Annotated in this window: 30 protein-coding genes and 1 pseudogene; 22 read left to right on the top strand and 9 right to left on the bottom strand. The window is 73.0% G+C overall.

The window, feature by feature from the left end; all coding sequences use genetic code 11:
• The first annotated feature begins 1 nt into the window (after position 1).
• The 4 genes and pseudogenes from ACSUPV_RS06775 (at position 2) to ACSUPV_RS06760 (ending at position 4,016) form a co-directional block, all read left to right on the top strand.
• Positions 2-1,966 (top strand): prolyl oligopeptidase family serine peptidase, encoded by a 1,965-nt coding sequence (locus tag ACSUPV_RS06775; RefSeq protein WP_359789181.1) that lies wholly within the window; start codon positions 2-4, stop codon positions 1,964-1,966.
• 34 nt (positions 1,967-2,000) lie between these two features.
• The gene (locus ACSUPV_RS06770) at positions 2,001-2,933 is read left to right on the top strand and encodes a S66 peptidase family protein (RefSeq protein ID WP_436947112.1); all 933 of its coding nucleotides are present in this window, start codon (positions 2,001-2,003) and stop codon (positions 2,931-2,933) included.
• 65 nt (positions 2,934-2,998) lie between these two features.
• Positions 2,999-3,415: pseudogene (locus ACSUPV_RS06765) on the top strand (CocE/NonD family hydrolase C-terminal non-catalytic domain-containing protein); the annotation flags it as partial.
• A 40-nt stretch (positions 3,416-3,455) separates the two neighbouring features.
• Positions 3,456-4,016, top strand: coding sequence for a GNAT family N-acetyltransferase (locus ACSUPV_RS06760; protein ID WP_031118228.1), 561 nt, complete (start codon positions 3,456-3,458; stop codon positions 4,014-4,016).
• Positions 4,017-4,034: 18 nt separating this feature from the next.
• Here the strand turns inward: ACSUPV_RS06760 and ACSUPV_RS06755 are convergent, their stop codons facing one another.
• Positions 4,035-4,382: a VOC family protein gene (locus tag ACSUPV_RS06755; protein WP_031118227.1), complete on the bottom strand. Its 348-nt coding sequence runs from the start codon at positions 4,380-4,382 to the stop codon at positions 4,035-4,037.
• A gap of 115 nt (positions 4,383-4,497) precedes the next feature.
• Between ACSUPV_RS06755 and ACSUPV_RS06750 the strand changes: the two genes are divergently transcribed.
• Together ACSUPV_RS06750 and ACSUPV_RS06745 are read left to right on the top strand one after the other, a co-directional pair.
• Positions 4,498-4,968: a phage holin family protein gene (locus ACSUPV_RS06750; protein ID WP_359789174.1), complete on the top strand. Its 471-nt coding sequence runs from the start codon at positions 4,498-4,500 to the stop codon at positions 4,966-4,968.
• Between the two features lie 6 nt (positions 4,969-4,974).
• Positions 4,975-6,000, top strand: a complete 1,026-nt coding sequence (locus tag ACSUPV_RS06745; protein WP_436947111.1) for an SDR family oxidoreductase — start codon at positions 4,975-4,977, stop codon at positions 5,998-6,000.
• Between the two features lie 36 nt (positions 6,001-6,036).
• On the opposite strand, the gene ACSUPV_RS06740 is transcribed toward ACSUPV_RS06745, so the two are convergent.
• From ACSUPV_RS06740 to ACSUPV_RS06730, 3 genes are all read right to left on the bottom strand, one after another.
• Positions 6,037-6,363 carry a hypothetical protein gene (locus ACSUPV_RS06740; protein WP_359794880.1) on the bottom strand — a complete coding sequence of 109 codons (327 nt, stop codon included), beginning with the start codon at positions 6,361-6,363 and terminating at the stop codon, positions 6,037-6,039.
• A 71-nt stretch (positions 6,364-6,434) separates the two neighbouring features.
• On the bottom strand, positions 6,435-7,526 hold the full coding sequence (locus ACSUPV_RS06735; protein WP_037759696.1) for an enolase C-terminal domain-like protein: 1,092 nt from the start codon (positions 7,524-7,526) through the stop codon (positions 6,435-6,437).
• 16 nt (positions 7,527-7,542) lie between these two features.
• Positions 7,543-8,505 (bottom strand): LLM class F420-dependent oxidoreductase, encoded by a 963-nt coding sequence (locus ACSUPV_RS06730; protein WP_359794869.1) that lies wholly within the window; start codon positions 8,503-8,505, stop codon positions 7,543-7,545.
• A gap of 163 nt (positions 8,506-8,668) precedes the next feature.
• On the opposite strand from ACSUPV_RS06730, the gene ACSUPV_RS06725 reads away from it, so the two are divergent.
• The 13 genes from ACSUPV_RS06725 (at position 8,669) to ACSUPV_RS06665 (ending at position 18,681) form a co-directional block, all read left to right on the top strand.
• Complete coding sequence (locus ACSUPV_RS06725) at positions 8,669-10,537, top strand: FAD-dependent oxidoreductase (RefSeq protein WP_436947110.1); 1,869 nt, start codon at positions 8,669-8,671, stop codon at positions 10,535-10,537.
• A 21-nt stretch (positions 10,538-10,558) separates the two neighbouring features.
• Positions 10,559-12,406: a transketolase gene (locus ACSUPV_RS06720; protein WP_037759691.1), complete on the top strand. Its 1,848-nt coding sequence runs from the start codon at positions 10,559-10,561 to the stop codon at positions 12,404-12,406.
• The gene (gene ligD / locus ACSUPV_RS06715; RefSeq protein WP_436947109.1) at positions 12,403-13,329 is read left to right on the top strand and encodes a non-homologous end-joining DNA ligase; all 927 of its coding nucleotides are present in this window, start codon (positions 12,403-12,405) and stop codon (positions 13,327-13,329) included. The genes ACSUPV_RS06720 and ligD overlap by 4 nt, the downstream gene beginning before the upstream one ends.
• A 93-nt stretch (positions 13,330-13,422) precedes the next feature.
• Positions 13,423-13,803 carry a gas vesicle protein gene (locus ACSUPV_RS06710; RefSeq protein ID WP_436947108.1) on the top strand — a complete coding sequence of 127 codons (381 nt, stop codon included), beginning with the start codon at positions 13,423-13,425 and terminating at the stop codon, positions 13,801-13,803.
• 46 nt (positions 13,804-13,849) lie between these two features.
• The gene (locus tag ACSUPV_RS06705; RefSeq protein WP_031118216.1) at positions 13,850-14,284 is read left to right on the top strand and encodes a gas vesicle structural protein GvpA; all 435 of its coding nucleotides are present in this window, start codon (positions 13,850-13,852) and stop codon (positions 14,282-14,284) included.
• Complete coding sequence (locus ACSUPV_RS06700) at positions 14,281-15,054, top strand: GvpL/GvpF family gas vesicle protein (RefSeq protein WP_037759685.1); 774 nt, start codon at positions 14,281-14,283, stop codon at positions 15,052-15,054. Before ACSUPV_RS06705 ends, ACSUPV_RS06700 begins: the two co-directional genes overlap by 4 nt.
• Before the next feature lie 4 nt (positions 15,055-15,058).
• Complete coding sequence (locus ACSUPV_RS06695) at positions 15,059-15,322, top strand: gas vesicle protein GvpG (RefSeq protein WP_037759897.1); 264 nt, start codon at positions 15,059-15,061, stop codon at positions 15,320-15,322.
• Positions 15,319-15,924: a DNA primase gene (locus tag ACSUPV_RS06690; protein ID WP_436947107.1), complete on the top strand. Its 606-nt coding sequence runs from the start codon at positions 15,319-15,321 to the stop codon at positions 15,922-15,924. Before ACSUPV_RS06695 ends, ACSUPV_RS06690 begins: the two co-directional genes overlap by 4 nt.
• Positions 15,921-17,078, top strand: coding sequence for an SRPBCC family protein (locus tag ACSUPV_RS06685; RefSeq protein WP_436947106.1), 1,158 nt, complete (start codon positions 15,921-15,923; stop codon positions 17,076-17,078). The genes ACSUPV_RS06690 and ACSUPV_RS06685 overlap by 4 nt, the downstream gene beginning before the upstream one ends.
• Complete coding sequence (locus ACSUPV_RS06680) at positions 17,075-17,413, top strand: gas vesicle protein (protein ID WP_031118212.1); 339 nt, start codon at positions 17,075-17,077, stop codon at positions 17,411-17,413. Before ACSUPV_RS06685 ends, ACSUPV_RS06680 begins: the two co-directional genes overlap by 4 nt.
• Positions 17,410-18,165: a GvpL/GvpF family gas vesicle protein gene (locus tag ACSUPV_RS06675; RefSeq protein ID WP_031118211.1), complete on the top strand. Its 756-nt coding sequence runs from the start codon at positions 17,410-17,412 to the stop codon at positions 18,163-18,165. The genes ACSUPV_RS06680 and ACSUPV_RS06675 overlap by 4 nt, the downstream gene beginning before the upstream one ends.
• Before the next feature lie 16 nt (positions 18,166-18,181).
• On the top strand, positions 18,182-18,370 hold the full coding sequence (locus tag ACSUPV_RS06670) for a gas vesicle protein (protein ID WP_003994122.1): 189 nt from the start codon (positions 18,182-18,184) through the stop codon (positions 18,368-18,370).
• A complete protein-coding gene (locus tag ACSUPV_RS06665; RefSeq protein WP_051648480.1) occupies positions 18,367-18,681 on the top strand; it encodes a gas vesicle protein K in 315 nt (104 codons plus the stop codon). Before ACSUPV_RS06670 ends, ACSUPV_RS06665 begins: the two co-directional genes overlap by 4 nt.
• 51 nt (positions 18,682-18,732) lie before the next feature.
• On the opposite strand, the gene ACSUPV_RS06660 is transcribed toward ACSUPV_RS06665, so the two are convergent.
• From ACSUPV_RS06660 to ACSUPV_RS06650, 3 genes are all read right to left on the bottom strand, one after another.
• Entirely contained in the window at positions 18,733-18,903 is a 171-nt protein-coding gene (locus tag ACSUPV_RS06660) for a hypothetical protein (RefSeq protein WP_020270859.1), read from the bottom strand.
• A gap of 42 nt (positions 18,904-18,945) precedes the next feature.
• Positions 18,946-19,767 carry a class I SAM-dependent methyltransferase gene (locus tag ACSUPV_RS06655; protein WP_031118209.1) on the bottom strand — a complete coding sequence of 274 codons (822 nt, stop codon included), beginning with the start codon at positions 19,765-19,767 and terminating at the stop codon, positions 18,946-18,948.
• A gap of 117 nt (positions 19,768-19,884) precedes the next feature.
• Complete coding sequence (locus ACSUPV_RS06650) at positions 19,885-21,381, bottom strand: bifunctional phosphatase PAP2/diacylglycerol kinase family protein (RefSeq protein WP_436947105.1); 1,497 nt, start codon at positions 21,379-21,381, stop codon at positions 19,885-19,887.
• 94 nt (positions 21,382-21,475) lie between these two features.
• On the opposite strand from ACSUPV_RS06650, the gene ACSUPV_RS06645 reads away from it, so the two are divergent.
• Positions 21,476-22,018, top strand: a complete 543-nt coding sequence (locus ACSUPV_RS06645) for an MOSC domain-containing protein (protein WP_382615037.1) — start codon at positions 21,476-21,478, stop codon at positions 22,016-22,018.
• A gap of 50 nt (positions 22,019-22,068) precedes the next feature.
• Here the strand turns inward: ACSUPV_RS06645 and ACSUPV_RS06640 are convergent, their stop codons facing one another.
• Entirely contained in the window at positions 22,069-22,638 is a 570-nt protein-coding gene (locus tag ACSUPV_RS06640; protein WP_359794875.1) for a TetR/AcrR family transcriptional regulator, read from the bottom strand.
• Positions 22,639-22,708: 70 nt separating this feature from the next.
• Positions 22,709-23,839, bottom strand: a complete 1,131-nt coding sequence (locus ACSUPV_RS06635; protein ID WP_436947104.1) for a 4Fe-4S binding protein — start codon at positions 23,837-23,839, stop codon at positions 22,709-22,711.
• Positions 23,840-24,006: 167 nt separating this feature from the next.
• Here ACSUPV_RS06635 and ACSUPV_RS06630 point away from each other — a divergent pair, with 167 nt between their 5' ends.
• Complete coding sequence (locus ACSUPV_RS06630) at positions 24,007-24,885, top strand: alpha/beta fold hydrolase (protein ID WP_382615034.1); 879 nt, start codon at positions 24,007-24,009, stop codon at positions 24,883-24,885.
• Between the two features lie 100 nt (positions 24,886-24,985).
• Positions 24,986-26,605, top strand: a complete 1,620-nt coding sequence (locus ACSUPV_RS06625) for an ABC-F family ATP-binding cassette domain-containing protein (protein WP_436947103.1) — start codon at positions 24,986-24,988, stop codon at positions 26,603-26,605.
• Positions 26,606-26,611 lie beyond the last annotated feature (6 nt).

Below are 26,611 nucleotides of genomic sequence, written 5' to 3'. Positions count from 1 at the left end.
AGTGGGGGAGACGGTGCGGACGCTGGCGTACGGGGCCTGGCCCTCGCCGATCGACGCGGCCCTGGCCGCCGCGCACGACGGGCACCCGGAGTACGTGGGCTTCGTCGGCGACGAGGTGTGGTGGACCGAGCCGCGCCCCGGCGAGGGCGGCCGGCGCACCCTGGTGCGGCGGCACGCCGACGGCCGGGAGGAGGCGGTGCTGCCCGCGCCGTGGAACGTGCGCAGCCGCGTCATCGAGTACGGCGGACACCCGTGGGCCGCCCTGGCCGGCGAGGACGGGCCGCTGCTGGTCTTCGTGAACTTCGCTGACCAGCGCCTCTACCGCTGCGACCCGGGCGGCGAGCCGCGTCCGCTCACGCCCGTGTCCCCGGTGGGCGCCGGCCTGCGCTGGGCGGAGCCGCTGCTCCGGCCGGAGCGGGGCGAGGTGTGGTGTGTGCTGGAGGAGTTCACCGGTGACGGGCCCGCCGACGTGCGCCGTGTCCTGGCCGCCGTACCGCTGGACGGCTCCGCCGCCCAGGACCGGGGCGCCGTACGCGAACTCACCGACGACCGGCACCGGTTCGTGACCGGGCCGAGGCTCTCGCCCGACGGGCGGAAGGCGGCCTGGCTCGCCTGGGACCATCCCCGCATGCCGTGGGACGGCACCGAACTGGTCCTCGCCGACGTCGGCTCCGACGGCACCCTGCACGACCCCCGGACCGTCGCCGGCGGCCCCGGGGAGTCCATCCCGCAGGCCGACTGGACCCACGACGGCCGCCTGCTGCACGCGAGCGACCGCACCGGCTGGTGGAACCTCTATCTCGACGGGGAGCCGCTGTGCCTCCGCGAGGAGGAGTTCGCCGACGCGCTGTGGAAGCTCGGTTCGCGCTGGTTCGCGCCGCTGGAGAGCGGGCTGATCGCGGTCGTGCACGGCCGGGGCGCCACCGCCCTCGGCGTCCTGGACCCCGAGACGAGCGAGGTCGTCGACGCGGCCGGGCCCTGGACCGAGTTCGCCCCCACCCTCGCGGCCCACGGCGAACGGGTCGTCGCCGTCGGGGCCAGCCCGCGCAGCGCCCACGAGGTCGTGGAGCTGGACACGCGCACCGGCCACGCCCGCGTCATCGGCGCCGAGCACGACGACGCCGTGGACCCCGCGTACTACCCCGAGCCGCAGATCCGCACCTTCACCGGCCCGGACGGCCGCGACATCCACGCCCACATCTACCCGCCGCACCACCCCGCCTGCGTCGCCCCCGGCGACGAGCTGCCGCCGTACGTCATCTGGGCGCACGGCGGGCCCACCGGCCGCGCGGGGCTCGTGCTGGACCTGGAGATCGCCTACTTCACCTCGCGCGGCATCGGCGTCGCCAAGGTGGACTACGGCGGCTCCACCGGATACGGCCGCGCGTACCGCGACCGGCTGCGCGAGCAGTGGGGCGTGGTCGACGTCGAGGACTGCGCCGCCGTCGCCCAGGCCCTCGCCGACGAGGGCACCGCCGACCCCCACCGGCTCGCCGTGCGCGGCGGCAGCGCGGGCGGCTGGACCGCGGCGGCCTCGCTCACCACGACCGACGTCTACGCCTGCGGCACCATCAAGTACCCCATCCTCGACCTCACCGGCTGGGGCACGGGGGAGACCCACGACTTCGAGTCCCAGTACCTGGAGAGCCTGATCGGGCCGCTCGCCGAGGTGCCCGCGCGGTACGCGGAGCGCTCGCCCGCCACCCACGCCGACCGCCTCCGCGTGCCGTTCCTGCTGCTCCAGGGCTTGGACGACGTGATCTGCCCGCCTGTCCAGTGCGAGCGGTTCCTGGCCCGTCTCGAAGGCCGCGCGGTGCCGCACGCCTACCTCGCCTTCGAGGGGGAGGGCCACGGCTTCCGCAGGGCGGAGACCATGGTGCGCGCCCTGGAGGCCGAACTCTCCCTGTACGCCCAGGTGTTCCGCCTGAACCCGCTCGGCATCCCGACCCTGGAGCTCACCAAGTGAACCCGCTCGGAACGCCCACCTCGGAGCACACCGGATGAACCCGCTCGTCCGGCCGCCCCGGCTCGCCCCCGGCGCCCGTGTGGCCGTCGTCGCCCCCAGCGGGCCCGTGCCCGAGGAGCGGCTGCAGGCCGGGCTCGACATCCTGCGCGGCTGGGACCTCGACCCCGTGCCGGCACCCCATGTGCTCGGCCGGCACGGCAGGTTGGACTATCTGGCCGGCACGGACGCGCAGCGGGCCGCCGATCTGCAGGACGCCTGGTGCGATCCGTCCGTCGCCGCGGTGCTGTGCGCCCGGGGCGGGTACGGGGCGCAGCGCACGGTCGACCTGCTCGACTGGGCGGCGATGCGGGCGGCGGGCCCGAAGGTGTTCGCCGGGTTCAGCGACATCACCGTCCTGCACCAGGCGTTCGCCACCCGCCTCGGCCTGGTCACCCTGTACGGGCCCGCGGCCGCCGGTGTCGACTTCCTCAAGAACGCCCGCGCCCAGGAGCACCTGCGGGCCACCCTCTTCGAGCCGGAGTCCGTGCGGACCATCGCCCCGGCACCCCCCGGCGGCGCGGCACTGGTGCCCGGCCGGGCCCGGGGCGTCACCCTGGGCGGCTGCCTGAGCCTGCTCGCGAGCGACCTCGGCACCCCGCACGCCCACGCCGGTGCCCGCGGCGGGCTGCTGCTGATGGAGGACGTCGGCGAGAGCCCGTACCGGCTGGACCGCTGCCTGACCCAACTCCTGCGCGGCGGCTGGCTGGACGGGGTCGCCGGCATCGCGCTCGGGTCGTGGGCGGGATGCGGACCGTACGAGGAGGTGCGCGCGGTCCTCGTCGACCGGCTCGGCGGACTCGGTGTCCCGGTCGTGGAGGAGTTCGGGTTCGGGCACGGCGAGGGCGCGCTGACGATGCCCCTCGGAGTCGGGGCCGAACTGGACGCGGGAACAGGCACGTTGACGCTCGACGAACCGGCCCTGGCCTGACCGTGGCCGCTGCTGAAAGCCTGTCAAGAAACCCTCGTTTCGGTGATTGACGCGCAGCCGAGCACCGCGACAAGGTGGCCCGCGGCAGCCGCGGCTACGCCAACTGGCCGATCCCCACGAGCCACTCGGAGAACTCGCTGGCCGGCCTCCTCGGTATGCCGGACTCGCCGCCGCGCGACACCAAGGGCACCTACCTCGACTGGACCAGCGCACCGCTGGAACGGCCCCTCGACGTCGTGGGCGCACCCCGGGCCACCCTCAAGGTCGTCTCCCCGAAGGCCGAACGCACCCAGAACCCCGGCGACGCCGCCGACAAGCTCGTCCTCTTCGCCAAGCTCTACGACGTCGCCCCCGACGGCACCCGCACGCTGGTGCGCCGCCTGGTCGCGCCGGTCCGCGTCCCCGACGTGACCAAGAGCTTCACCGTCACCCTGCCCGGCATCGTGCACCGGTACGCGGAGGGGCACCGGCTGCGCTTCGTGGGTCCTGAGGACACACCGTCGGCGCGGTTACTGTGGCGGGGTGCCGCACAACGCATCCCGCTACCTCGCCGAAGGCCCCCGGGTGGGCATACGCCACTTCACCTACGAGGACGGTGCCGAGTTCACCGCCCGCGCCCGGGAGAGCAAGGACCTGCACCACCCGTGGCTCTTCCCGCCCCACACCGCACAGGCCTACACCGCCTACGCGGGCCGGCTGATCGAGGACCCCTCCAAGGCCGGCTTCCTCGTCTGCGAGAAGGCCGACGGGGCCATCGCCGGGTTCATCAACATCAACAACATCGTCGAGGGCGGCTTCCAGTCCGGGGCCCTGGGCTACGGCGCCTTCGCGCACGCCGCCGGGCGCGGGCTGATGCGCGAAGGGCTGGACCTCGTCGTGCGGTACGCGTTCGGCCCCATGCGGCTGCACCGGCTGGAGATCAACGTCCAGCCCCTGAACGCCGCGTCGATCGCCCTCGCCCGCGGCTGCGGGTTCCGCCTGGAGGGCTTCTCGCCGAAGATGCTCTTCGTCGACGGGGCCTGGCGCGACCACGAGCGCTGGGCGATCACCGCCGAGTCGGTCAGGGTGCCGGGGCGGCGCTGAGGCCGGCCCCGGCCGGGCTCACGGGCGGCGGTCCACGTACTCGTAGACCGACCCGTCCGGGTGCAGCGCGATCAGGTTGCGGCCCGCCGGTGACGCGATGGGGCCCGCGATGATGTGGGCGCCCAGCTCGGTGAGGACCTTGTGGGTCTCCTCGACGTCCGTCACCGCGATCGTCGCGGCGACCTTGCGCAGCAACTCCAGCTCGGTCGGGGGACCGCTCATCAGCAGGAAGCAGCCGATCGCCGCCACCTGGACACCGCCCCGTTCGAAGCGCTGGGCCGGGCCGCCCGCCAGCCGCTCGTAGAAGGGGATCGCGGTCTCGAGGTCGTCGACGCAGACGCGCAGTGTGGCACCCAGAATCTCCATGCGGACGAGCCTAGTTGCGTCGGCCGGGCCGGGAGATCACTCCACACGATCTCCCCCCGCGCCGGGCACACCGCACCGGCGTTACCCGGCGGGGGGCGAGGGTACCCGGCCGGGTATGAAGCCGTTGGATCACCTGGAGCATCTGGACAAGCACCTGGTCGACGAGCTGGCACAGGTGGCGCGCGAGACCGTACGGGACGAACTGCGCGAGCAGACCCGCAGGCAGCGCCGCAAGGCCGCGCTGTATGCCGCGTCCGGTGCCCTCGCCCTGTACGCGGGCGCGGCCCTCGCGCTCGCCGTGGGCCTGGCCCTCGCCCTCGGCCTGCCCGACTGGGCCGCGGCGCTGATCACCGCCGTGATCCTGGCCGTGGCGGCGTTCGTGCTGCGCGGCATGGCCCGGCCGTCCCGCCCGGGCGGCGAGCACGCGGCGGGTACGCGGCTCCCGGGCCGTGGGGGAGCGGACCAGGCGGCTGCCGGCGGCATGCCGTACCCGCCCGTGCCGCCGGCCCCGCCGGCGGGGACCGCGCCGGGCACCGTGCCCCCGCGGCCCACGGACGACCCGGACGTACCCCACCACAGGGCGTGATGCCGGGTGGGCACGACCAGGACTGCGCACGGGCACGGCCGGGTGGTCGTGGTGACCGGGGCCAGCGGCGGCGTCGGGCGGGCCACGGCCCGGGCCTTCGCCGCCCGGGGCGACACGGTCGCCCTGCTCGCCCGCGGGCGTGAGGGACTCGCCGCCGCGGCGGACGACGTGCGCCGCTCCGGTGGCGAGGCGCACGTCATCGCCGTCGACGTCTCCGACGCCGAGGCCGTCGAGGACGCCGCCCAGCAGGTCGTCGACGCGTACGGCCGCATCGACGTCTGGGTCAACAACGCCTTCACGGGGGTGTTCGCGCCGTTCACGGCGGTCGCCCCGGACGAGTTCCGCCGCGTGACCGAGGTGACGTACCTCGGCTATGTGTTCGGCACCCGGGCCGCGCTGCGCCACATGCTGCCGCACGACCGCGGCACGATCGTGCAGGTCGGCTCCGCGCTCGCCTACCGGGGCATTCCGCTGCAGTCGGCGTACTGCGGCGCCAAGCACGCCATCCAGGGGTTCAACGAGTCGCTGCGCTGCGAGCTGCTGCACGCCCGCAGCGGCGTGCGGACGACGATGGTGCAGCTGCCCGGCCTCAACACCCCGCAGTTCGACTGGGTGCTGAACCGGATGCCGGGGCGGGCCCGGCCCGTCGCCCCCGTGTACCAGCCGGAGGTCGCGGCCCGGGCGATCGTGCACGCGTCCACGCACGCGCGGCGCCGGGAGTACTGGGTCGGCGGCTCCACGGCCGCCACGCTCCTCGCCAACGCGATCGCCCCCGGGCTGCTGGACCGCTACTTGGCGCGGACGAACTTCGACGCGCAGCAGGACGAGGGCCGGCCCGACGGCCCCGCCAACCTGTGGGCCCCGGCGGACGGACCCCATGGGCAGGACTTCGGGGCGCACGGGCGCTTCGACGACGAGGCCACGGACGACAGCCCGCAGCAGTGGGCGTCACGCAACCGGGGCTGGATGGGCGCGGCCCTCACGGTGGGAGCCGGAGCGGCCCTCGCGGCACGCAAACTGGTCCGCCGCTAGGGGCCCGGGGGGTGTCCGCCTCGGCGGCGGGGCGTCCTAGAGGGCGTCCGCCTCGGCGTCGTCGAGGAACCGGAGCAGTACGGCCGCCTCCGCGCGGAGGCGTTCGGAACGGGCGGCATGGGCGGGCGCGGTCAGGCGCGCCGCCGCTTCCAGCCGTTCGGCGGCCTCGGCGCGCACGATGTCCACCACGTCACGCTCGCCGAGTTCGCGCCGCGCCGCCTCGGTGGCGCCGGCCCCCACCGGCGAGTCCTCCAGGGCCGCCGCACGGGGCGCGGTCTCGTCCAGGGGTACCGCCTCGGCGTTGTCCAGCGCGGACAGCGTCCCGCGCAGGGCGCTCACCGCCGCCTTGTCCCGGGCCCGTATGGCTTCCGGCAGGGCGGCACGCAGACGCAGACGCAGAGACATGCCGGTGACTCTAGGCGACACCGGTGCGGCTAGGCGACGCGATATTCCTCCACCTCCTGCGTGCGCAGGGTGAGTCCGTGGCCCACCCCCCGGGTGGGACGGACCGTGCCGCCGGTGGGGTCCAGGGCGCCGTCGAAGAACATGTCCTCGATGCGGACGTGGTCGTGGAACCACTCGACGTGGCGGAGGTTGGGGATGGCGGCGCACGCCGCCGCGTGGGCGTGCGGGGCGCAGTGCGCGGACACCTCCAGGCCGTGAGCCTGGGCCAGGGCGGCCGCGCGCAGGAACTCGGTGAGACCGCCGCAGCGGGTGGCGTCGACCTGGAGGCAGTCGACCGCCCCGGCCGCGATCATCCGGGCGAAGTACGGCAGGTCGAAGCCGTACTCCCCGGCCGTCACGTCGCACACCACCGCGTCCCGGACCAGCCTGAGGCCCGTCAGGTCGTCGGAGGAGACCGGCTCCTCGAACCAGCCCACGCCGTGCTCGGCGAGGACCCGGCCGACCCGCACCGCCTGCTTGCGGGTGTAGGCGCCGTTGGCGTCGACGTACAACTCGGCGTCGTCGCCGATGACATGGCGCGCGGCCCGGACCCGGTGCAGATCCCGGGCCACCTCGCGGCCCCACCCCTGGCCGATCTTGATTTTCACGCGCGGGATGTGCTGCCCGTGCACCCAGCCGTTGAGCTGTGCGGCCAGATGCGTGTCGTGGTACGTGGTGAAGCCCCCGCTGCCGTACACCGGCACCTGTTCCTGGCACACGCCCAGCAGCCGGGACAGGGGGAGTTCCAGCAGCCGGGCCTTGAGGTCCCACAGGCCGATGTCCAGCGCCGAGATCGCGCAGGCGGCGATGCCCGGGCGGCCCGCGTTGCGCACCGAGTGGCACATCGCCTCGTGCACGGCCGGGATGTCCAGGGCGCTCATGCCCTCCACGAGCGGGGCGAGCCGCCCGGTGAGGAAGTCACCGACGGCCGCCGGGCCGTACGTCCAGCCCGTGCCCGTCGCGGCGCCCGCCGCCACCTCGCAGACCACCACGGTCGTGGAGTCCCAGTGCAGCGTGCCGTCCGCCTCGGGAGCGTCGGTCGGCACCGTGTACACGGAGACGACCGGCCGGTGGAGTCGCATGGCGCCTCCCGTTCCGTCAGACGGCCTGCTGGAGCTGGGGCAGCACCTTCGTGCGGTAGAAGTCGAAGAAGCCGCGCAGGTCCGGGCCGATCTGGTTGACGTAGACCCGGTCGAAGCCCGCGTCGGCGAACTGCTTCAGCTCCGCCACGTGCTCGTCCACGTCGTCGCCGCACACCCGGTTCTCACGCACCATGTCCTCGGTGACCAGCTGCTGCGCCTGCTCGAAGTGCTTCGGCGAGGGCAGCACCTGGCCCAGCTCGCCCGGCAGCTGCTCGTTCGCCCAGAGCCGGTGGACGGTCTTCACGGCCTCGTCCTTGTCGGTGCCGTAGCAGACCTTGGTGCCGCCGCTGACGAGCTTTCCGCCGCCCCCGCCCTTGCGGTACTGCTCGACCATCGTCTCGTCCGGCTGGATGGTGATGTAGCCGTCGCCGACGCGGGACGCGAGCTGCGTGGCCGCCGGACCGAAGCCGGAGATGTCGATCGGGATCGGCTCGTCCGGGACCGTGTACAGGCGGGCGTTCTCCACCGTGTAGTGCGGGCCGTGGTGGTTGACCTCCTCGCCGGTGAACAGCCGGCGCATCACCTGGATGGCCTCCTCCAGCATGTCCAGACGGACGTGGGCCGGTGGCCAGTGGTCACCCAGGATGTGCTCGTTGAGCGCCTCGCCTGAGCCGACGCCGAGCCGGAAGCGGTTCTCCGTCATCACCGCGCTGGTCGCCGCGGCCTGCGCCACCACCGCCGGGTGCATCCGCACCGTCGGGCACGTCACCGCCGTCTCGACCGGCAGGGACACCGCCTCGGACAGCGCGCCGATCACCGACCACACGAACGGGCTCTGGCCCTGCGCGTCGTTCCACGGGTGGTAGTGGTCCGAGATCCACAGCGCCTGGAAACCGGCCTGTTCGGCCATCCGCGCCTGCTCGATCAGCTCGGCGGGTCCGTACTGCTCGCACGAGAGGAAGTATCCGTACTCGGGCATGGGGGAGTGCCTCCGCGACGTCGGCGGTCCGTATCCCGCACCGGGTACCCGGGCGGGCGGCGGGAAACCGGTGGCGCCGGGGCGGGCGGACGTTTGGGTGCCCTGGCCAGGGGGACGCGGAAGGCTCCCGAGGTACGCGAACAGCGCCGGAGGCGAGTCAACCGTGAGTCGACCCCGCATCGTGATCGTCGGTGCCGGTTTCGCCGGATACCGCACGGCCCGCGCCCTGTCCCGGATGACCCGGGGCCGGGCCCACATCACCCTGCTGAACCCGACCGACTACTTCCTGTATCTGCCCCTGCTGCCCCAGGTCGCCGCCGGTGTGCTGGAGCCGCGCCGGGTCACGGTCTCCCTCTCGGACACGCTGCCGGACGTACGGCTGGTGCTGGGCGAGGCCGACCGGATCGACCTCGACGAACGCACCCTGCACTACACGGGTCCCGAGGGCGAGGGCGGCACGCTCGCCTACGACCGGCTGGTGCTCGCCGCGGGCAGCGTCAACAAACTGCTGCCCATCCCGGGCGTCGCCGAGCACGCGCACGGCTTCCGCGGGCTGCCCGAGGCGCTGTACCTGCGCGACCACGTGACCCGGCAGGTGGAGCTCGCGGCCGCCGCGGACGATCCCAAGGCGTGCGCCGCGCGCTGCACCTTCGTCGTGGTCGGCGCCGGCTACACCGGCACCGAGGTCGCCGCGCACGGGCAGATGTTCACCGACGCGCAGGTCCGCAAGCACCCGCTGAGGCGGGGCATGCGGCCGCGCTGGATGCTGCTGGACGTGGCGCCGCGGGTGCTGCCCGAGATGGACGAGAAACTGTCCGCCACCGCCGACCGGGTGCTGCGCGAGCGGGGCGTGGACGTGCGGATGGGGACGTCCGTGAAGGAGGCCACGCACGACGGGGTGGTGCTGACCGACGGCGAGTTCGTCGAGACCCGGACGCTGGTGTGGTGCGTGGGCGTACGGCCCGACCCGCTGGTCGAGTCCCTCGGGCTGCCGATGGAGAAGGGGCGGCTGCTCGTCGACCCGCACCTCCAGGTGCCGGGGCGGCCCGAGCTGTTCGCCTGCGGTGACGTGGCCGCGGTGCCGGACCTGGAGAAGCCGGGCAGCTACACGCCGATGACGGCGCAGCACGCCTGGCGGCACGGCAAGGTCGCGGCCGAGAACGTCGCCGCCTCGCTGGGCCTCGGCGGGACGCGGAAGCCCTACCGCCACCGCGACCTGGGCTTCGTCGTGGACCTGGGTGGTGCGAAGGCCGCCGCCAACCCGCTCGGCGTGCCCCTGTCCGGGGTGCCCGCCGGTGCGGTGACGCGCGGCTACCACCTCGCCGCGATGCCCGGCAACCGCGTCCGGGTCGCCGCGGACTGGTTGCTGGACGCCGTACTGCCGCGCCAGGCCGTGCAGTTGGGGCTCGTGCGGTCCTGGTCCGTGCCGCTGGACACGTCGTCGCCGGAGCTGGCCCGGGTGCCGGGCGGGCCCGGGCAGCGGCAGGAGGCGAGCGCCCGGTCGGGGCCGGGGGCGGCCATCGAGGCCGACACGCAGGGCGGGGGGACCGGCACGGGTCCCGAGCGAGGCCGGGCCGGTGACGAGCCCGCGAAGGGGCAGCCCGGATCCGGCCCGGCCGGTCCGCAGCACGGATCCGGGCCCGCTCAGCTGCGCCGCTTCGAGTCAGAGACGGCGAAGGGCCGCCCGGAGGACGGGCCCACCGGCAACCGCCCCGGCTCCGGCTCGGGCTCCGGCCCCGGCTCCGCGGTCCTGCGCCGCACCGAGTCGGAGACGGCGAAGGGTCGCCCGGAGGACGGGGCGACCGGGAACCGGCCCGGTGACGAGCGTGGGGAGCGGCAGCCGGGTGGCGAACCCGCGAAGGGGCAGCCGGGTGGTGAGCCGGCCAAGAATCAGCCGGGTGGTGAGCCCGCGAAGAGTCAGCCCGGTGGTGAGCCCGCGAAGAACCAGCCCGGGCCCACCCCGCCGCCCCCGGACAGCGGCGCCGCCCCCGGCCCCGTCAAGCGAACCGACGTCCCGGACGACTCCGCGTGACGACTCCGCGAAGGGAGACTCATGAACACCGGTGAACTCACCGACCTCGGACAGCAGCTGCGCGTGGACAGCGTCCGCGCTGCCGCCGCCGCGGGCTCCGGGCACCCGACGTCCTCGATGTCCGCCGCCGACCTGGTGGCGGTGCTGCTCGCCCACCACTTCCGCTACGACTTCGACCGCCCGGCCCACCCCGGCAACGACCGCTTCGTCCTGTCCAAGGGGCACGCCTCGCCACTGCTGTACGCCGCGTACAAGGCGGCCGGCGCCATCGACGACGAGGAACTGCTCACCTTCCGCGAGCTGGGCAGCCGCCTCGAAGGGCACCCCACCCCGCAGCGCCTGCCATGGGTCGAGACGGCCACCGGCTCGCTCGGGCAGGGCCTGCCGGTCGGCGTCGGCATCGCGCTGGCCGGCAAGCGCCTGGACCGCACCGGCTACCGCGTCTGGGTGCTGTGCGGCGACAGCGAGCTGGCCGAGGGATCCGTGTGGGAGGCCGCCGAGCACGCCGGGTACGAGCACCTGGACAACCTCACCGTGATCGTCGACGTCAACCGCCTCGGCCAGCGCGGCCCGACCCGGCACGGCCACGACCTGGACGCCTACGCCCGCCGCTTCCAGGCCTTCGACTGGCACACCATCGAGGTCGACGGCCACGACGTGGACGCCGTCGACCGGGCCTACGGCGAGGCCGCCTCCACCAAGGGCCAGCCCACCGCCATCCTCGCCCGCACCCTCAAGGGCAAGGGCGTCGAGGGCGTCCAGGACCGCGAGGGCCTGCACGGCAAGCCGCTGCCGGAGGCCGAGGACGCGGTCGCCGAACTCGGCGGCTCCCGCGACCTCCGCGTCCAGGTGCGGGAGCCGGCCGCCGCCCGCATGCTGCACTCCGTCCAGACCGGGGACTTCGAGCTCCCGACCTGGGAGAAGGGCGAGGAGGTCGCCACCCGCAACGCCTTCGGCGAGGCCCTGGCCGCGCTCGGCACCGGCCGCGGTGACATCGTCGCCCTGGACGGCGAGGTCGGCGACTCCACCCGCGCCGAGTTCTTCGCCAAGGAACACCCCGACCGCTACTTCGAGTGCTACATCGCCGAGCAGCAGCTGGTCGCCTCGGCGGTCGGCCTCGCGGCCCGCGGCTGGGTGCCGTACGCCGCCACCTTCGCGGCCTTCCTGACCCGCGCCCACGACTTCATCCGGATGGCGTCCATCAGCGGCTCCGGCATCAACCTCGTCGGCTCGCACGCCGGCGTCGCCATCGGGCAGGACGGGCCCAGCCAGATGGGCCTGGAGGACCTGGCGATGATGCGGGCGGTGCACGGCTCGACCGTGCTGTACCCCTGCGACGCCAACCAGACCGCGCGGCTCGTCGGCACGATGGCCGGCCTGGAGGGCATCCGCTACCTGCGCACCTCGCGCGGCGAGAGCCCGGTGATCTACGGCCCCGACGAGGAGTTCCCGGTCGGCGGCAGCAAGGTGCTGCGCTCCTCCGGTGAGGACCGGCTGACCCTCGTCGCGGCGGGCGTCACCGTGCACGAGGCGCTGGCCGCCGCCGACGCGCTGGAGGAGCAGGGCATCCGGGCGCGGGTGATCGACCTGTACTCGGTCAAGCCCGTCGACCGCGCCACCCTGCGCCGGGCCGCCGAGGAGACCGGCTGCCTGGTGACCGTGGAGGACCACCACCCGGAGGGCGGCATCGGCGACGCGGTCCTCGACGCGTTCACCGACGGCCGGCCCGTGCCGCGCCTGGTGCGGCTCGCCGTACGGACCATGCCCGGCTCGGCGTCCCCGGACGAGCAGCTGCACGCCGCTGGCATCGACACGGAGTCCATCGCCGCGGCCGGACGGCTGCTGGTGGAGGAGGCGGTCGTGCGGTGAGCGGCGGCGACGGCACGCGCAGGGTGCGGGCGGGCCGCCGCACGGTGGAGGTGCACCGGCCGGACAAGGTGCTCTTCCCCGGCGGCGACGCCAAGGAGTACACCAAGGGCGACCTGGTGAACTACCACCGGGCCGTCGCGCCCTTCATGCTGCCGCACCTGCGTGGCCGGCCCCTGATGCTGGAACGGCACCCGGACGGCGTCGACGGGCCCCGGTTCATGCAGAAGAACACCCCGGACCACTACCCGGAGTGGATCCGGCGCGTCGACCTGGCCAAGGAGGGCGGCACCGTCCGCCACACCGTCTGCGACGACACCGCCACCCTCCTCTACCTGGCCGACCAGGCGAGCATCACCCTGCACCGCTGGCTGTCCCGCGCCGACAGCCCCGATCACCCCGACCGGATGGTCTTCGACCTCGACCCGGCCGGTGACGACTTCGAGGCCGTGCGGGAGGCCGCCCGGCTGCTCGGGGAGCTGCTCGACGAGCTGGTGCTGCCCGCCGCGCTGATGACCACCGGATCGCGCGGCCTGCACGCGATCGTCCCGCTGAACGGCCGGCACGACTTCGACGAGGTCCGCGCCTTCGCCCGGGACGTCGCCGACACCCTCGCCGACGCCCACCCCGACCGGCTCACCACCGCCGCCCGCAAGAAGGACCGCGGCGACCGGCTCTACCTCGACATCCAGCGCAACGCCTACGCCCAGACCGCCGTCGCGCCCTTCACCGTCCGGCCCCGGCCGGGCGCGCCCGTGGCCACCCCCATCACCCGGGAGCAGCTGGACGACCCGGAGCTGAACGCCCGCCGCTGGACCATCGCCGACGCCGTCGAGCAGGCCCGCACCAACCCCTGGTCAGGCCTGCTGAACCGGGGCCGGGCACTGGGGCCGGCCCGGCGGCGGCTGAACGCCCTGCGCGGCTGAACCACCCGCGGGCCGGTCGTGACGGGTGGCAGATGCATGCGCCCGTAGAGGTTTGGCGAACACTCTTGCGGCCACACGGAGGGGGAGGTGGCCATGTCGAACACAAAAAACACGCAAGAGTCACAGGGTTCACAGAAACCCCAGGATTCCCAAAATCCCCAGAAGACGCACACGTCGAACGACGACCCGACGGCCGACCGCCGGCCGAGTCCGATGGAGGTGCTGCGCCGGGCGCGCGGGCAGCTCGCGGAACTCACCGGCATGGAAGCCGAATCCGTGTCGTCCTTCGCGCAGACGGAGCAGGGCTGGTCGCTGGAGGTCGAGGTCCTCGAACTCGAGCGCGTGCCCGACACGATGAGCCTGATGGCGAGCTACGAGGTGGAGCTCGACCCCCAGGGGCAGCTCACCGGATACCGGCGCGTCCGGCGCTACGAGCGCGGGCGGGCCGACGCGCGCAGGCCCGGCGGCCGCTAGGCCGCCCGACCGGAAACACACCCACACACGAGGAGGAACAGCCGGCATGACTGTCGTACCGGCACAGCAGACCGGCGGCGGAGGCGGCAGCAGCGGTCTCTACGACGTGCTTGAACTTGTTCTGGACAGGGGGCTCGTGATCGACGCGTTCGTTCGAGTGTCCCTGGTCGGTATCGAGATCCTCAAGATCGACGTCCGCGTCGTCGTCGCCAGCGTCGACACCTATCTGCGCTTCGCCGAGGCGTGCAACCGGCTCGACCTGGAGGCCGGGCCGCGCAAGGACCCGGGCCTGCCCGACCTGGTCGGGGAGATCACCGAGTCCGGCGCCCGCGGCAAGTCCAAGGGGGCGCTGTCCGGCGCCGCCGAGACCATCTCCGACGCCTTCAAGCAGGCGCGGAGCGAAGGCTCCGAGCGTGAGACCGAGTCGCGTCCGCGCGCCCGCAAGAGCACGTCGGCCCGCCGGAAGGAGGAGCAGGAGTGAGCACCTACGTCTACGGCATCGCGGCGAGCTCGCACCCCGGGCTCCCCGAGGGCATGGGCGGCGTCGGCGACCCGCCCCGCCCGGTGCGCATCCTGCGCGAGGGCGACCTGGCGGCCGTCGTCAGTGAGGCGCCCGAGGGGCTGCGGCCCAAGCGCAAGGACCTGCTCGCCCACCAGAACGTGCTCAGCGAGGCGGGCGCGGCCGGCTGCGTGCTGCCCATGCGGTTCGGCAGCGTCGCACCGGACGACAAGTCGATCACCGGGGTGCTCGCCGAGCGCGCCGAGCACTACAAGGAGCGCCTGCGGGCCCTGGACGGCCGGGTCGAGTACAACGTCAAGGCCAACCACGTCGAAGAGGCCGTCCTGCACCAGGTGATGGCCGAGAGCCCGGAGATCCGCGGCCTCGCGGAGGCCAACCGGCAGGCCGGCGGCGGCAGTTACGACGACAAGATCCGGCTCGGCGAGATGGTCGCGGCCGCCGTCAAGGCCAAGGAGGCCGACGACGCGGCCGCGCTCCGGAGCGTCCTGGAGCCCGCGGCCGAGGCGGTGAGCGTGGGCCCCGAGTCCACCGGCTGGCTGGCCAACGTGTCGTTCCTGGTGGACCGGGACTCGGCCGAGAACTTCCTGGCCGCGGTGGAGCAGGCCCGCAAGGACCTGCCGCACCTGGAGGTGCGGGTCAACGGCCCGCTGCCCCCCTACAGCTTCGTCGAGCCCGGCCCGGCCGAGCCCGCGGGCACCGCGGCGAGTGGCACGGACACCGGAGCGGGGTGACGACGTGGGCCTGATCTCCGAGGTGCTGCTGCTGCCGTTCGCACCGGTGCGCGGCAGCGCCTGGGCCATCAGACAGGTACTCCAGGAGGCCGAGCGGATCTACTACGACCCCGCCACGGTCCGGGCGGAACTGGCCCGTCTGGAGGAGCGGTTGGAGGCCGGAGAGATCACGGAGGAGGAGTTCGACCGCCTCGAGGACGAACTCCTCGACCGGTTGGAGATCGCTTCGCGCGGGAGCGCGGGAACGGGCAACGGGACGACACCATGAACCGAACGGGACTGGGCCTCGCGCTGGGGGCCGGATATCTCCTGGGGCGCACCAGGAAACTCAAGATGGCGATGGCCGTCGGCGGCCTGGTCGCCGGGAAGAAGCTGAACCTGAGCCCGCGCATGGTCGCCGACCTGCTCCAGCAGCAGCTGCGGAACAACCCGCAGTTCAAGGAGATCGGGGACCAGCTGCGCGAGGACCTGCGCGGTGTCGGCAAGGCGGCCTCCGGCGCCATGGTCGAGCGGCAGCTCGACGCGTTCGCCGACCGGCTGCACGGCCGTACCGCCCAGGTCCGCGACCAACTGGCGGGCGCGGTGCCGGGCACGGGTGACACCGACGCCGAGAAGTCCGGCGACGAGGAGCCCGAGGACTCCGGGCCGGAGGAGGACGAGGAGCCTGAGCGGGCCCCGAAGGAGGCGGCGAAGAAGGCCCCCGCCAAGAAGGCACCCGCGAAGAAGGCGGCGAAGAAGGCCCCCGCCGGAAAGGGCCCCGCCAAGAAGACGGCGGCGAAGAAGACCACGGCCGCGAAGAAGGCGACGTCCGCCGGAAAAAGGGGCGGCAGCTCCCGGAACCGGCTGCCGAAGGGAGGCGGTGAGGGATGACCGACACGCTCGGATCCGCGCGCTCCGCCGCAAACGGAGCGACCAAGAACCCGCTCACCGACGTGGCCCACAGCGAGGCCGCCGACCGGCTGAAGGCCGAGCTGCAGGAGTACCTCGCCGCTCAGGCCACCCGCATGCTGACCGGCGTGGGCCGCAAGCTCGGCGAGACCACCAACAGACTGAACGACATCGCCGAGGGCAACAGCCCCGGCTTCGCCAAGCTCGCCCTCGACGGCGGCCGCAAGCTCGCCGAGGGCAAGGGCCCGCTGCGCGCCGCCCTGGAGACCGGCGGGTCGAGCATCAAGGACAAGGTCACGGGCGCCTTCAAGAACCTGGGCGGCGGCAAGGGCAAGCGCAAGGGCCGCTCGGGCAACAAGCCCACCGTCATCATCGAGCACATCGACGTCGGCGTGCCGCTGCGCACGGCGTACGACCAGTGGACCCAGTACCAGGACTTCAGCACCTTCGCGAAGGGCGTCAAGAGCGCGAACCGCGCCGACGACACCCACTCCGACTGGCAGGCCAAGATCTGGTGGTCCAACCGCAGCTGGAAGGCGACGACGACCGAGCAGGTCCCCGACGACCGCATCGTCTGGACCTCCGAGGGCGCCAAGGGCTCCACGAAGGGCGTCGTCTCCTTCCACCGGCTCGCCGACAACCTCACCCGCGTCCTGCTGGTCATCGAGTACTACCCCTCCGGTTTCTTCGAGAAGACCGGCAACATCTGGCGCGCCCAGGGCCGCCGGGCCCGGCTCGACCTGAAGAACTTCGCCCGCTTCATCACCCTCAAGGGCGAGGCGGAGGACGGCTGGCGCGGCGAGATCCGCGACGGCGAGGTCGTCACCAGCCACGAGGACGCGGTCGCCGAGGAGGAGTCCGAGGAGGAACGCCCCGAGGGCGAGGAAGCCGAGGGCGAGGAACCCGAGGACGAGTACGCCGAGGACGAGGAAGAGGACGAGGAAGAGGACGAGGGCGAGGAAGGCGAGGCGGAACCCGAGGGCGAGTACGAGGACGAGGCCGAGTCGGAGTACGACGAGGAGGAGCCCGAAGAGGAGCCCGAAGAGGAGGCCGAGGAGGAGCCTGAGGGCGCGTACGAGGAGGACGAGGCCGACGAGTACGACGACGAGTACGCCGAAGGCGGGAGCCGGCGATGACGACGCCCAGCAGGATGCCCGAGCCCTACGGCCATGGAAGCGGCGCCAACCTCGCCGACATCCTGGAACGGGTGCTCGACAAGGGCATCGTCATCGCGGGCGACATCCGCATCAACCTGCTCGACATCGAACTGCTCACCATCAAGCTGCGGCTGATCGTCGCCTCGGTGGACAAGGCGAAGGAGATGGGCATCGACTGGTGGGAGACCGACCCGGCCCTGTCCTCGCGGGCCCGCCGCGACGAACTGACCCGTGAGAACGCCGAGTTGCGCGAGAGGCTGGCCCGGCTGGAGGAACTGGAGCCCGGCCGCGCGGAGAAGAAGGAGGCACCGTGACCGGACTGCGGTACGTCTACGCCGTCTGCCGCCCCTTCGGCACACCGCTCCAGTCCCAGCTGACGGGGGTGGCGGGCGATCCGCCCAGAGCGCTCAACCACCACGGCCTCGTCGCCGTGGTCAGCCACGTGCCGGAGCGGGACTTCGCGGAGGAACCGCTCCGCGCCCATCTGGAGGACCTGGACTGGCTCACCGAGACGGCCCGGGCCCACCAGGGCGTGATCGACGCGCTCACCACTGTCACGACCCCGCTGCCGCTGCGGCTCGGCACCGTGTTCCGGGACGACAGCGGCGTACGGATGATGATCGAGGCCCGCGAGGACGACTTCCGGCGCACCCTCGACCGGCTGGAGGGCCGCGTCGAGTGGGGCGTCAAGGTGTACGCCGAGTCCGAACCGCAGCAGAGCCCCCGGCCCGCGCAGAAGGCCACCTCGGGCCGGGACTACCTGCGGCAGCGGCGCATGCAGACCAGGTCGCACGAGGAGATGTGGCAGAAGGCCGAGCATTTCGCGACCCGGCTGCATGAGGAGCTTTCCGCATTCGCAGAGGATTCCCGGCTGCATCCCCCGCAGAATCCCGCGCTGTCCAAGGCGACCGGGCGGAACGTATTGAATGCCGCCTATCTCGTGCCGCGCGCGCATTCCGAGGAATTCGTGGAAATGGTGGACCGCACGAAGGGTGAGGTGCCCGGAATGCGGGTGGAACTCACCGGGCCCTGGGCCGCCTATTCGTTCGCCGGGGAGGACGCATGACCGACGGGGAGAAGCCGTGACCGTAGTGGAACGCCGTGAGGTCGCCCTCGTGGACCTGCTCGACCGGCTGCTCGCCGGCGGTGTCGTGATCACGGGGGACATCACGCTGCGCATCGCCGACGTCGACCTCGTCCGTATCGACCTCAACGCGCTCATCAGCTCGGTGAACGCCCAGGTGCCCTCCCCGTTCGAGGAGTTGCTGTGACGTCCCCGGAGAACCGCCGGCCCGAGCCCCGGCCGCACCGCAACCGGCTGGACCTGGAGCCCGACACCGTCGAGCGCGACCTGGTCAAACTCGTGCTGACCGTGGTGGAGCTGCTGCGTCAGCTCATGGAGCGCCAGGCGCTGCGCCGGTTCGACGTGGGGGACCTGAGCGAGGAGCAGGAGGAGCGCATCGGGCTCACCCTGATGCTGCTGGAGGAGCGGATGGCGGAACTGCGCGACCGCTACGGACTGCGGCCCGAGGACCTCAACCTGGACCTCGGGCCGCTCGGACCACTGCTTCCCCGGGACTGAGTCGGTCCCGGGGAAGCGGGGGGTTACTTCGCCACCTTCACGGTGGCCCATTCACCACCTGTACCAACGCCCCCGTCCGCCGGCTGCCGACGTGCCACGGACGAAGAATCCCAGCAGCCACAGGACGAGAACCGCCAGCGCGATCCACCAGAGTACCTTTACTGCAAATCCGGCGCCGAACAGAACCAAGGCCAGAAGCAGCACCAGCAGGATGGGAACCATAATTCGAACCTCCTGCTTTCAGAGTGTCCCGGAAACCGGGTTTCAGGCTTCCTTTCGGCAGAGAATTTCTCCGTGCAGCACGCTGAACCAGCCGTCCTCCCGCGCGCCCCATTCCCGCCAGGCATCGGCCACGTCCCGCAACTCCCGTGTCGTGGCGTGCCCGCCCTGCCGGGCCCGGTCCGCGTACGCCGACGCCAGTGTGCGGTCGGCCCACAGTCCGCTCCACCACGCCCGCTCCTCGGGCGCGGCGAAGGTCCAGGTGGCGGAGGTCGCCGTGATGTCGGTGAGACCGGCCCGCAGCGCCCACGCCTTCAGCCGGCGCCCGGCGTCCGGCTCACCGCCGTTGGCGCGGGCGACCCGGCGGTACAGGTCAAGCCAGCGGTCGAGCCCCTCGGACGCCGGATACCAGGTCATGGCCTCGTAGTCGGCGTCCCGTACGGCGACGATACCGCCGGGCCGGACGACCCGCCGCATCTCGCGCAGCGCCCGCACGGGGTCCCCCACGTGCTGGAGCACCTGGTGGGCGTGGACGACGCAGAACGTGTCGTCCGGGTAGTCCAGGGCGTGCACGTCGGCGACCGCGAAGTCGACGTTGGCCAGACCCCGTCCGGCCGCCGTGGCCCGGGCCCGCTCCAGGATCTCCGGCGCCCGGTCGACACCGGTGACGTGCCCGTCCGGTACGAGCTCCGCCAGGTCGGCGGTGATGGTGCCCGGCCCGCAGCCGATGTCCAGGACCTTCATGTGGGGCTTGAGCGAAGGCAGCAGGTACGCGGCCGAGTTGGCGGCGGTCCGCCAGGTGTGCGAGCGCAGTACGGACTCGTGGTGCCCGTGGGTGTAGACGGCGGTCTCCCGTGGTTCCGGCATGGCGGATCCCACCCCTTCCGTTCCGGTCGGCATGAGATCACCGTACGCAGCCCGGCCGAATGATGAGACCCGCGTACCAGTATGTGGACCGATGGGGCGGTGGTGTGTGGTGGTGTGTCAGTAGCCGGTGATGGGCCGGTACACGGTCAGCGCCTCGGGCAGCTTCTCCAGCTCCACGCGGCCCTCCACCTCGGTCACTTCGCCGTCGTAGGCGAGGAGCGTGCCGGGCGCCACGTGGTCCAGGCGCAGCCGGCCCACCTGGACGGCCGCGTGCGCGGGGGAGCGGGTCAGGGGCCCCGCGAGGGCGGCGGCGAGCAGCCGCGCCGCCGGCCGGCGGCCGCCGTGCACGACCCGCACGTCGAGCTGCCCGTCCGCGAGGTCCAGCCGCCGTCCGGACGCGAGTCCCATGCGGTGATAGGTGCCGTTCCCCGCGAACAGCAGCCACAGGGGCCGGGTACGGCCCTGGAACTCCGACTCCAGCGGGTGCCGGTCGGCCCGCAGCACGCGCAGCGCCGCGAGCACGCCGGCCGGCCAGCCGCCGATCCGGTGCGACCAGCGCTCCCGCTCGCGCACCAGCTCCGGATAGACGCCGACGCTGCACGTGTTGAGGAAGAGGCCCTGCTCGCCGCCGCAGGAGTAGCGCCCCACGTCCACGCGCACGGCGTCGCCCTGGCGCAGGGCGCGGGCGAGATCGCGTACGTCCTCCACGCCCAGGTCGTAGGCGAAGTGGTTGAGGGTGCCGCCGGGCAGCACCGCCAGGGGCAGGCCGGAGCGCAGCGCGACCCGGGCGGCGGTGTTCACGGTGCCGTCGCCGCCGCACACCCCGAGGACCCGGGCCCGGGAGGCCGCCTTCTCCAGCTCGGCCGGGACGTCCTCCGGTGGGCATTCGACGATCTCGGCGCGCGGCAGGGCGTCCCGCAGGGCACGGGCCCGCTCGGCGGATCCCGAGGCGGTGTTCGCGACGAGGACGAGCCCCTCACCCTCCAGCAGCGCCGGGACCTCGGCGCGGGGGCGGGCCGGCGGGGTGGCCTGCCCCCGCGTCGGCACCAGGCCCCGGACGGCGAACGCGGCGCCCACGCCCAGGGCGGCGCCCGCCAGGACGTCGCTGGGGAAGTGCTCGCCGGTGGAGACGCGGGAGAGGGCGACCGAGGCGGCCACCGGGGTGACGACCGCGCCCCAGGCCGGGGACTCCAGGGTGACGCCGACGGCGAAGGCGGCGGCCGACGCGGCGTGCCCGGAGGGGAACGACGTGGTGATCGGCCGCCGCGGCACCCTCCGGAGCAGCGGGACCGGGGCGAGCGCCGGGCCGGGGCGGCGGACCGAGCGCTTGCCGAGGGTGCGGACGGCGAGGGAGGCGAGGCCCAGCGAGGCCAGTCCGCGGCTCGCCGCACGGCGGGCGCGGGGGGTACGGCTCGCCGCGAGGGCGGCGGCGGCCGCGCACCACAGCACGCCGTGGTCCGCGCCGCGGCTCAGACGCGGCAGCACGGAGTCGGCCCCCGGCCAGTGCCCGGACGTGGCGGCCCCGAGGAGACGGCGGTCCCAGGCGAGGGCGCGGTCGCGCAGGGGATGGTGCCCGGGCTTCCTGGTGGTGAGGTCCAGGTCGGGGGTCGTCATGGGATGCGGGTACCCGGTGGGGGGTGGACACACCGTCCGCCCACGGGGCAAGCTCTGAGTTGATCATGGTGACCGAATCGGGGGAGACGACGACATGAGCGGGCGCGTGACGGCGGTCAGCAGCAACGGGGAGTACTCGTTCACCAAGCCGAACCGGGACAGCATCACCCTGCTCGCCGGCCTCGGGGTGGAGGGGGACGTGCACGCCGGGGTGACGGTCAAGCACCGCTCGCGCGTCGCGCAGGACCCCACGCAGCTGAACCTGCGCCAGGTCCACCTCATGCACGAGGAGCTCTTCGCGGAGGTCGCCGCGGACGGGTTCGAGGTGGCGCCCGGTGAGCTCGGCGAGAACATCACCACGGCGGGCATCGACCTGCTCGGCCTGCCGGCCGGCACGCTGCTGCGCATCGGGGAGTCCGCGGTCCTGGAGGTCACCGGCCTGCGCAACCCCTGCCTTCAGATCGACACCTTCCAGGACGGACTGCTGAAGCGGGTCGTCGGCCGGGACGAGGCGGGGAACGTCGTGCGCAAGGCCGGGATCATGAGCGTGGTGCGGGAAGGGGGCGTGGTCCGCCCCGGCGACCGGATCGAGGCGGAGCTGCCTGCCGGACCCCACCGGGCGTTGGAGCGGGTCTGACGGTTCTCCGTACCGCCGGGAAGTCAGGGGGCTTCCGGACGGGAGATGCGTCAGCGCACGCCTGCCGCGTCGAGCAGGGTGGTCACCGTGGGCGCGACGAGCCCGGTGAGGTTGTCGGCCTGGATTCCCGCGCGGGCGCTGGCGCCGTCGAAGACCAGGCTGAGCTGCCGGGCCAGCAGATCCGGATCGCCCGCCCCGCCCCGTTCGGCCTCGGCGCGGAAGAAGGCGGTCAGGTTCGCCTTGATCTGATGGGCGACCCGGCTCGCGGGGTGGCTCTGGTCCTTGAGCTCGATCTGCACGGCCAGGTACCGGCAGCCGTGGAACTCGGGGGCGCCGGCCTGTGCTTCCACCTGTGCGAAGACGTGCAGGATCCGCTCGCGGGGTGACCGGCCGTCGTCCGCCGCGGGCAGGAGAGTCGCCACGTAGGCGGCGGCGCGCTCCCTCAGGCTCGCCGCCAGGAGTTCGTCCTTGCTGTCGAACAGCTGGTACATGGAGCGCTTCGACACCCCCGCCGCCTTGCACAGCGCCTCGACGCCGATGTTGACGCCGTCGCGGTAGGTGAGCGTGGCCGCCGCCTCCAGCAGGCGCTCCCTGGGGCTCGGTTTCCCTTCGGTGGTCATGCCGCGAGGTTAACCCGAAGCGGACACGATGCAGACCGATCGGTTTCCAGAGGAGCGGCGCGCCTGCCGCTCATGACGTGCGGCTCTCTCGCTCGGAGGGCGCGGAACGCCTCGCCGGAGGGTGCCAGCCACCGGTGACCTCCTTGACGGGCTTGTGCGGGAAGCGCCGCCGGGCGTACTCCCGCGCGTGCGAGCCCGGCAGTACGTACAGGGTTTCCTTCTTGTCCTGGAGCGGTCGCAGCACGGTGTCCATGAATGTCTTGCGGTCGTCCAGGTACGGGCCGAGGACGTCCTCGCCGGCGGGGCAGACGGCCAGGCAGTATCCGGACTTGTAGCCGGGCGGCGAGCTCAGGCTCTGCCACATGGAGGCGCTCTCGGAATCGCTGACGCGGGAGCGGTAGTCGGCGGCGTCCTCGCTGTCGGCCACGGTCTGCGCCCAGTCGGTGAAGCCGCTCATGAACTCGCGGTAGTTGTGCGTGGTGCAGGCCAGGGCGTCGAAGGCGCCGTCCTTGGCGATGGCGCCGACCGGGCAGGCCGCGACGCACAACTTGCAGTCGATACAGGGGTTGTGGTCCAGCGGCTGCCCGTACTCGCTCACCTCCGCGTCCACCAGGACGGTCACGAGCAGGACGAAACTGCCGAACGTCGGGTGGATGACGTTGCGGTGCAGGCCCATCACGCCGAGCCCGGCGGCCACCGCGACCGTCTTGTGCGCCACCACCCAGATCCGCTCGCTGGGGAAGCGGTCCATCTCCTGCGGAAAGCCGACCGACGGGTGAAGCGCGCGGTAGCCGGCGTCCTGAAGGGCCCGGGTGACGGTGCGCGCGGCGTGGTTGGCCTGCTCGTCGGCCTGGTGGAACTCCTGGTTGGCCACGCTGCGGGCGGGGGAGCGGCAGTTGTCGCGGTTCATCCGGACCGCCATCGCGATCAGGGTGCGGGTGCCGGGCAGCGCGGACCGCGCGTGCTCCCGCTCGCCGGCCAGGTCCGGGTGGTCCAGGCTGACCGCGGCGGCGTCGTCCGCCCCGGTCGCCAGGCACAGCTCGCGCAGCCAGGCCGCGTCGATCACGGGCGGTGGGCTCGCGACGTCGCCCGCCGTGCGCCGGGCGAGGACGGCCTGTACGGACGGGTGGGCGGCCAGCTTCGCCGGAAGCCTGGGGGCCGGGGCCGTCGGTTGCTCCTCGGCGTCGCGCGCGGCAGTCATCCGTACTCCTGGGGATTCGGGGGTCACGGCTCGCCCCATAGCGAGAAACCGATCAGTTTCATCACTGTAAACCGATCGGTTTCACTCCCGCAAGCCGTGTCGCTTGCGCCCGGAAACCGATCGGTTTACCGTGGCCGAAACCCCTTCACAGGCAAGGAGTCGGCGAGATGTCCGACCGCGAGTCACGCCCCACGATCCACGTTCCGGGGACCACCAGCCACACCCTCGCCCCGCGGGCGGGACTCGACGGCCGTGAGGGGACGCTGCGCTACCTCAGGGCGGGCACCGGCGCCCCCTTGGTCCTGCTGCACACCGTGCGCACGCAGGCCGAGCACTTCCGCCACCTCGTCCCGCTGATCGCGGACCGCTACACCGTCCACGCCCTCGACCTGCCGGGGATGGGCTACTCCGAGATCGTGCCCGGGGCGTCGTACGACGAGCCGGCCATGCGCGCGGGCGTCGAGCGGCTCCTGACCGAACTCGACCTCCACGACGTGACGCTGGTCGGGGAGTCCATGGGGGCGGTGCTCGCCCTGACCACCGCCGCCGATCTCCCGGAGCGGGTCCGGCGCGTCGTCGCGGTCAACGCCTACGACTTCCGCGGCGGGATCGCCCGGTCCTCCCTCCTCGCCCGCGTGGTGGTCGGCGGTGTCCTCACCCCGGGGGTGGGGCCGGTGATCGCGGGGGTGGAGCCCAAGCCCGCCCTGCGCAAGATCCTTCAGGGCGGCCTCGGCGACAGGAGCGCGCTGCGCGAGGACTACGTGGACGAACTCCTCCAGGTGGGCGGCCGCCCCGGCTACTCCACCGTCGCCCGGGCGGTGTACCAGGCCCTGCCCAGCCTCATCGCCGCCCGCTCGCGCTACCCCGAGGTCAAGGCACCCATCCACCTCGTCTACGGCGAGCGGGACTGGTCCCGCCCCTCGGACAGACGAGCCAACAAGGAGTTGTTGCCGACCGCCGACTTCACGCAGGTGCCCCAGGCCGGCCACTTCATCGCACTGGAACGGCCCGACGTACTGGCCGACCTGCTGAACGCGGCGGCCTGACCCTCCGGGGCCCGCAGGGGCACACGCCTCGGGCGGATGTCCGGCGCGACCATGGAAATATGTTTGCCCGGTGTGTGAGGCGCCCCGGAGAATCGCGGGCATGGGTCACCTCGAAGCCGCGCACCTGGAGTACTACCTGCCCGACGGACGGGCGTTGCTGGGTGATGTGTCCTTCCGGGTGGGGGAGGGCGCCGTGGTCGCCCTCGTGGGGCCCAACGGCGCCGGGAAGACCACCCTGCTCCGCATGCTCGCCGGTGAGATCCGGCCGCACGGCGGATCCGTCACCGTCGGCGGCGGCCTGGGCGTGATGCGGCAGTTCATCGGATCCGTACGCGACGAGACGACCGTCCGGGACCTCCTCGTGTCCGTCGCGACCCCCCGTATCCGCGACGCGGCCCGTGCCGTGGACGCCGCCGAGCACGCCATCATGACCGTCGACGACGAGGCCGCCCAGCTGAAGTACGCCCAGGCGCTGGCCGACTGGGCCGAGGCCCGCGGCTACGAGGCCGAGACGCTGTGGGACATGTGCACCACGGCCGCGCTGGGCGTCCCCTACGAGAAGGCGCAGTGGCGCCAGGTCCGCACCCTCTCCGGTGGTGAGCAGAAACGCCTCGTCCTGGAGGCCCTCCTGCGCGGCACCGACGAGGTCCTCCTCCTCGACGAGCCCGACAACTACCTGGACGTCCCCGGCAAGCGCTGGCTGGAGGAACGGCTCGCCGAGACCCGCAAGACCGTCCTGTTCGTCTCCCACGACCGCGAACTCCTCGCCCGCGCCGCCCAGCGGATCATCTCCTTGGAACCCAGCCCCACCGGCGCCGACGCCTGGGTGCACGGCGGCGGCTTCGCCACGTACCACGAGGCCCGCCGTGAACGCTTCGCCCGCTTCGAGGAGTTGCGCAGGCGCTGGGACGAGAAGCACGCCCAGCTGAAGAAGCTGGTGCTGAACCTGCGTCAGGCCGCCACCATCAGCCACGAGATGTCCTCCCGCTACCAGGCCGCCCAGACCCGCCTGCGCAAGTTCGAGGAGGCCGGACCGCCCCCGGAGCCGCCCCGCGAGCAGGACATCAGGATGCGGCTCAAGGGCGGCCGCACGGGCGTGCGGGCCATCACCTGTCAGGGACTCGAACTCACGGGCCTGATGAAACCCTTCGACCTGGAGGTCTTCTACGGCGAACGCGTCGCCGTCCTCGGCTCCAACGGCTCCGGCAAGTCGCACTTCCTGCGGCTGCTCGCCGGGGACGCCGTGGCGCACACGGGGGAGTGGAAGCTCGGCGCCCGGGTCGTGCCCGGCCACTTCGCCCAGACGCACGCCCATCCGGAACTGGAGGGCCGCACGCTCCTGGACATCCTCTGGACCGAGCACTCCCAGGACCGCGGCGCCGCCATGTCCCGGCTGCGCCGCTACGAGCTGACGAACCAGGCCGAGCAGACGTTCGAACGCCTGTCCGGCGGCCAGCAGGCCCGCTTCCAGATCCTCCTGCTGGAGCTCCAGGGCGTGACGGCCCTGCTGCTCGACGAGCCCACCGACAACCTGGACCTGGAGTCCGCCGAGGCCCTCCAGGAGGGCCTGGAGGCCTTCGACGGCACGGTCCTCGCGGTCACCCACGACCGCTGGTTCGCCCGCTCCTTCGACCGCTATCTGGTCTTCGGCAGCGACGGACGGGTCCGGGAGACCCCGGACCCGGTCTGGGACGAACGCCGGGTGGAACGAGCGCGCTAGAGCTCC

This window comes from Streptomyces sp. SudanB52_2052, from assembly GCF_964272415.1.
Taxonomy (GTDB): Bacteria; Actinomycetota; Actinomycetes; order Streptomycetales; family Streptomycetaceae; genus Streptomyces; species Streptomyces olindensis.
The sequence above is the reverse complement of the archived record's forward strand: the minus strand, read 5'-3'. Positions and strand labels throughout refer to the sequence as shown.

Bases quoted from the DNA above. Each gene is read 5' to 3' on its own strand.
- ACSUPV_RS06770 (WP_436947112.1), top strand. From the start codon at position 2,001: ATGAACCCGCTCGTCCGGCCGCCCCGGCTCGCCCCCGGCGCCCGTGTG.
- ACSUPV_RS06755 (WP_031118227.1), bottom strand. From the start codon at position 4,382: ATGGAGATTCTGGGTGCCACACTGCGCGTCTGCGTCGACGACCTCGAG.
- ACSUPV_RS06750 (WP_359789174.1), top strand. From the start codon at position 4,498: ATGAAGCCGTTGGATCACCTGGAGCATCTGGACAAGCACCTGGTCGAC.
- ACSUPV_RS06735 (WP_037759696.1), bottom strand. From the start codon at position 7,526: ATGCGACTCCACCGGCCGGTCGTCTCCGTGTACACGGTGCCGACCGAC.
- ACSUPV_RS06730 (WP_359794869.1), bottom strand. From the start codon at position 8,505: ATGCCCGAGTACGGATACTTCCTCTCGTGCGAGCAGTACGGACCCGCC.
- ACSUPV_RS06720 (WP_037759691.1), top strand. From the start codon at position 10,559: ATGAACACCGGTGAACTCACCGACCTCGGACAGCAGCTGCGCGTGGAC.
- ACSUPV_RS06710 (WP_436947108.1), top strand. From the start codon at position 13,423: ATGTCGAACACAAAAAACACGCAAGAGTCACAGGGTTCACAGAAACCC.
- ACSUPV_RS06705 (WP_031118216.1), top strand. From the start codon at position 13,850: ATGACTGTCGTACCGGCACAGCAGACCGGCGGCGGAGGCGGCAGCAGC.
- ACSUPV_RS06690 (WP_436947107.1), top strand. From the start codon at position 15,319: ATGAACCGAACGGGACTGGGCCTCGCGCTGGGGGCCGGATATCTCCTG.
- ACSUPV_RS06685 (WP_436947106.1), top strand. From the start codon at position 15,921: ATGACCGACACGCTCGGATCCGCGCGCTCCGCCGCAAACGGAGCGACC.
- ACSUPV_RS06680 (WP_031118212.1), top strand. From the start codon at position 17,075: ATGACGACGCCCAGCAGGATGCCCGAGCCCTACGGCCATGGAAGCGGC.
- ACSUPV_RS06660 (WP_020270859.1), bottom strand. From the start codon at position 18,903: ATGGTTCCCATCCTGCTGGTGCTGCTTCTGGCCTTGGTTCTGTTCGGC.
- ACSUPV_RS06655 (WP_031118209.1), bottom strand. From the start codon at position 19,767: ATGCCGGAACCACGGGAGACCGCCGTCTACACCCACGGGCACCACGAG.
- ACSUPV_RS06650 (WP_436947105.1), bottom strand. From the start codon at position 21,381: ATGACGACCCCCGACCTGGACCTCACCACCAGGAAGCCCGGGCACCAT.
- ACSUPV_RS06645 (WP_382615037.1), top strand. From the start codon at position 21,476: ATGAGCGGGCGCGTGACGGCGGTCAGCAGCAACGGGGAGTACTCGTTC.
- ACSUPV_RS06640 (WP_359794875.1), bottom strand. From the start codon at position 22,638: ATGACCACCGAAGGGAAACCGAGCCCCAGGGAGCGCCTGCTGGAGGCG.
- ACSUPV_RS06635 (WP_436947104.1), bottom strand. From the start codon at position 23,839: ATGACTGCCGCGCGCGACGCCGAGGAGCAACCGACGGCCCCGGCCCCC.
- ACSUPV_RS06630 (WP_382615034.1), top strand. From the start codon at position 24,007: ATGTCCGACCGCGAGTCACGCCCCACGATCCACGTTCCGGGGACCACC.
- ACSUPV_RS06625 (WP_436947103.1), top strand. From the start codon at position 24,986: ATGGGTCACCTCGAAGCCGCGCACCTGGAGTACTACCTGCCCGACGGA.